Below are 3,112 nucleotides of genomic sequence, written 5' to 3'. Positions count from 1 at the left end.
CAGCAGCTGGTCCGCCGCACCATCGGCAAGTGGGTCGCGGACAACTACCGCCGCCGGCCGATGATCCTGCCGGTCGTGGTCGAGGTCTGACGCTCACCGGTCGCGCGCGGTGCGCGACCGGACACAGCTCGACGCCGGCTGCTGGTTGTGGCGCCCGGGATCAGCGTTCGTCGTCGGACGCCGTGGCGGTGGTCGTGGTGAGACGGCCGCTCTCGTCCTGTATCTCCACGGCGATCTTCTTGAGCTCGGGCTCGAACTTCCGGCCGTGGTGGGCGCAGAAGAGCAGCTCTCCGCCGCTGGCGAGTACGACGCGCAGGTAGGCCTGGGCGCCGCAGCGGTCGCAGCGGTCAGCCGCGGTGAGCGGGCTCGCAGGGGTCAGAACAGTAGTCACGTCGCCTCTTCTCTAGCTCGACGAGCTGTCGTACCAGGGTCAACATCCAACCAGGCCGAAAACGTTCCCGCTCGTGGCTTTTCTTCTCTGAGGATTCTGCTGTGTTGATGAGGACGTGCCCCGGGCGCCGGTGGTTCATGCGTGCCGAATCCCGGGATCCGCCCATCGCTCGAACGCCCGATCGGGATCGGGTACGAGGTCCGCGTAGCATAATCCTCTGCCGGGTTGGAGCATAAGCCCCGTCCCGGGCCCCGGTAGCCTGCATAACGGCAGTTCCGGAGCCTGCGCCGGGCCCCACGATCCGCCAGGACCGGTGGTACCGGGAGGAGATGGCGCCCCCGGGGCCCGCACCCGGGTGCGGTGCTTGTTCGCGCAGCGCGTACAAGCTGCGCGGGGCCGATCCGTCGTGCTGTGCACCCGGCGCAGGGGTTCGGGCACGCAGGGCGACGGATGTCGGTGCGGCGTGCTGCACTGGCGTTTGGTCCGGATGCGTCCGGATGTGACCGATGAGACAGAACTTCACCGAGGAGAGTGCCGCGTGAGTGCCGAAACGACCGTGCCGTCCGCGCTGCTGGCCGGCGACGACGGTTCCAACTACACCGCGCGGCACCTGCTCGTCCTGGAGGGCCTGGAGGCGGTCCGCAAGCGCCCCGGCATGTACATCGGCTCGACCGACAGCCGCGGTCTGATGCACTGCCTCTGGGAGATCATCGACAACTCCGTCGACGAGGCGCTGGGCGGCTACTGCGACCGCATCGACGTCGTGCTGCACCCCGACTCCTCGGTCGAGGTCCGGGACAACGGGCGCGGCATCCCGGTCGACGTCGAGCCCAAGACCGGGCTGTCCGGCGTCGAGGTCGTGATGACCAAGCTGCACGCCGGCGGCAAGTTCGGCGGCGGCTCCTACGCGGCCTCCGGCGGTCTGCACGGCGTCGGCGCCTCGGTCGTCAACGCGCTCTCCGCCCGCCTCGACGTCGAGGTCGACCGCGGCGGCCACACCCACGCGATCAGCTTCCGCCGCGGCACCCCCGGCATCTTCACCGAGACCAGCCCGGACGCGCCCTTCGAGCCCGGCAACGGCCTGACCAGGGCCCGCAAGGTGCCGAAGACCCGCACCGGCACCCGGATCCGCTACTGGGCCGACCGGCAGATCTTCCTCAAGGACGCCAGGCTCTCCCTGGAGACGCTGCACAGCCGCGCCCGGCAGACCGCCTTCCTGGTCCCCGGCCTGACCATCGTGGTGCGTGACGAGCGGCTCACCGAGAGCGAGAAGATCGAGGAGTCGGTCTTCCGCTACGACGGCGGCATCGCCGAGTTCTGCGAGTTCCTGGCCCCCGACAAGCCGGTCTGCGACGTGCTGCGGCTGCGCGGCGAGGGCACCTTCAAGGAGACCGTGCCGGTCCTGGACGAGCTCGGCCACATGACCCCCACCGAGGTCACCCGCCACCTCGGCGTGGACATCGCGCTGCGCTGGGGCACCGGCTACGACACCACCCTGCGCTCCTTCGTCAACATCATCGCCACCCCCAAGGGCGGCACCCACGTCACCGGCTTCGAGCGCTCGCTGGCCAAGACGGTCAACGAGGCGCTGCGCGCGAGCAAGCTGCTGCGCGTCGCCGAGGACGACATCACCAAGGACGACGCCACCGAGGGCCTCACCGCGGTGGTCACCGTCCGGCTCGCCGAGCCGCAGTTCGAGGGCCAGACCAAGGAGGTGCTCGGCACCTCGGCGGCCAACCGGATCGTCGCCGCTGTCGTCGCCAAGGAGCTCAAGGCCTTCCTCGCCTCGGCCAAGAAGGACGAGAAGCTCCAGGCCCGGGCCGTCATGGAGAAGATCGTCGCGGCCGCCCGCACCCGGGTCGCCGCCCGGCAGCACAAGGAGGCCCAGCGCCGCAAGACCGCGCTGGAGACCAGCTCGCTGCCGGCCAAGCTGGCCGACTGCCGCAGCGACGACGTCGACCGCAGCGAACTGTTCATCGTCGAGGGGGACTCCGCCCTCGGCACCGCCAAGCTCGCCCGCAACTCCGAGTTCCAGGCCCTGCTGCCGATCCGCGGCAAGATCCTCAACGTGCAGAAGGCCTCGGTGAGCGACATGCTCAAGAACGCCGAGTGCGCCGCGATCATCCAGGTGATAGGGGCCGGCTCCGGCCGCACCTTCGACATCGACCAGGCCCGCTACGGCCGGGTCATCTTCATGGCCGACGCCGACGTCGACGGCTCGCACATCCGCACCCTGCTGCTCACCCTCTTCCACCGCTACATGCGGCCGATGGTCGAGCAGGGCCGGGTCTTCGCCGCCGTGCCGCCGCTGCACCGGATCGAGCTCACCAACCCCAAGCGCGGCCAGGAGAAGTACCACTACACCTACTCCGACGCCGAACTGCGCTCCACCCTGCTGGAGTTCCAGCGCAAGAACCAGCGCTGGAAGGAGCCGGTGCAGCGCTACAAGGGCCTGGGCGAGATGGACGCCGACCAGCTGGCCGAGACCACCATGGACCCGCGCCACCGCACGCTGCGCCGGATCAACCTGGGCGACCTGGAGCAGGCCGAGAAGATCTTCGACCTGCTGATGGGCAACGACGTCGCCCCGCGCAAGGAGTTCATCGTCGACTCGGCGGCCACCCTGGACCGCTCCCGCATCGACGCCTGACGCACCGCGGCCGCGGGGGGGCGGCGCACCCCCCCGGGGTGGGCCGCGCCCGCCCGGCCGCCCCCCCCACC

General features: G+C 70.2%; 3 protein-coding genes. 2 read left to right on the top strand and 1 reads right to left on the bottom strand.

Translation table 11 applies throughout. The features are described from left to right. A partial coding sequence (locus tag ABZW03_RS39125) for a hypothetical protein (RefSeq protein WP_355269383.1) occupies window positions 1-90 on the top strand: 90 nt, incomplete at its 5' end. Between the two features lie 70 nt (window positions 91-160). Here the strand turns inward: ABZW03_RS39125 and ABZW03_RS39120 are convergent. After that, complete coding sequence (locus ABZW03_RS39120) at window positions 161-391, bottom strand: hypothetical protein (protein ID WP_355269382.1); 231 nt, start codon at window positions 389-391, stop codon at window positions 161-163. A 538-nt stretch (window positions 392-929) separates the two neighbouring features. Here ABZW03_RS39120 and ABZW03_RS39115 point away from each other — a divergent pair. Further along, window positions 930-3,041, top strand: coding sequence for a DNA topoisomerase IV subunit B (locus tag ABZW03_RS39115; protein WP_355269380.1), 2,112 nt, complete (start codon window positions 930-932; stop codon window positions 3,039-3,041). Window positions 3,042-3,112 lie beyond the last annotated feature (71 nt).

The organism is Kitasatospora sp. NPDC004799 (assembly GCF_040609095.1).
Taxonomy (GTDB): Bacteria; Actinomycetota; Actinomycetes; order Streptomycetales; family Streptomycetaceae; genus Kitasatospora.
This window is presented reverse-complemented; position numbering and strand designations above follow the sequence as displayed.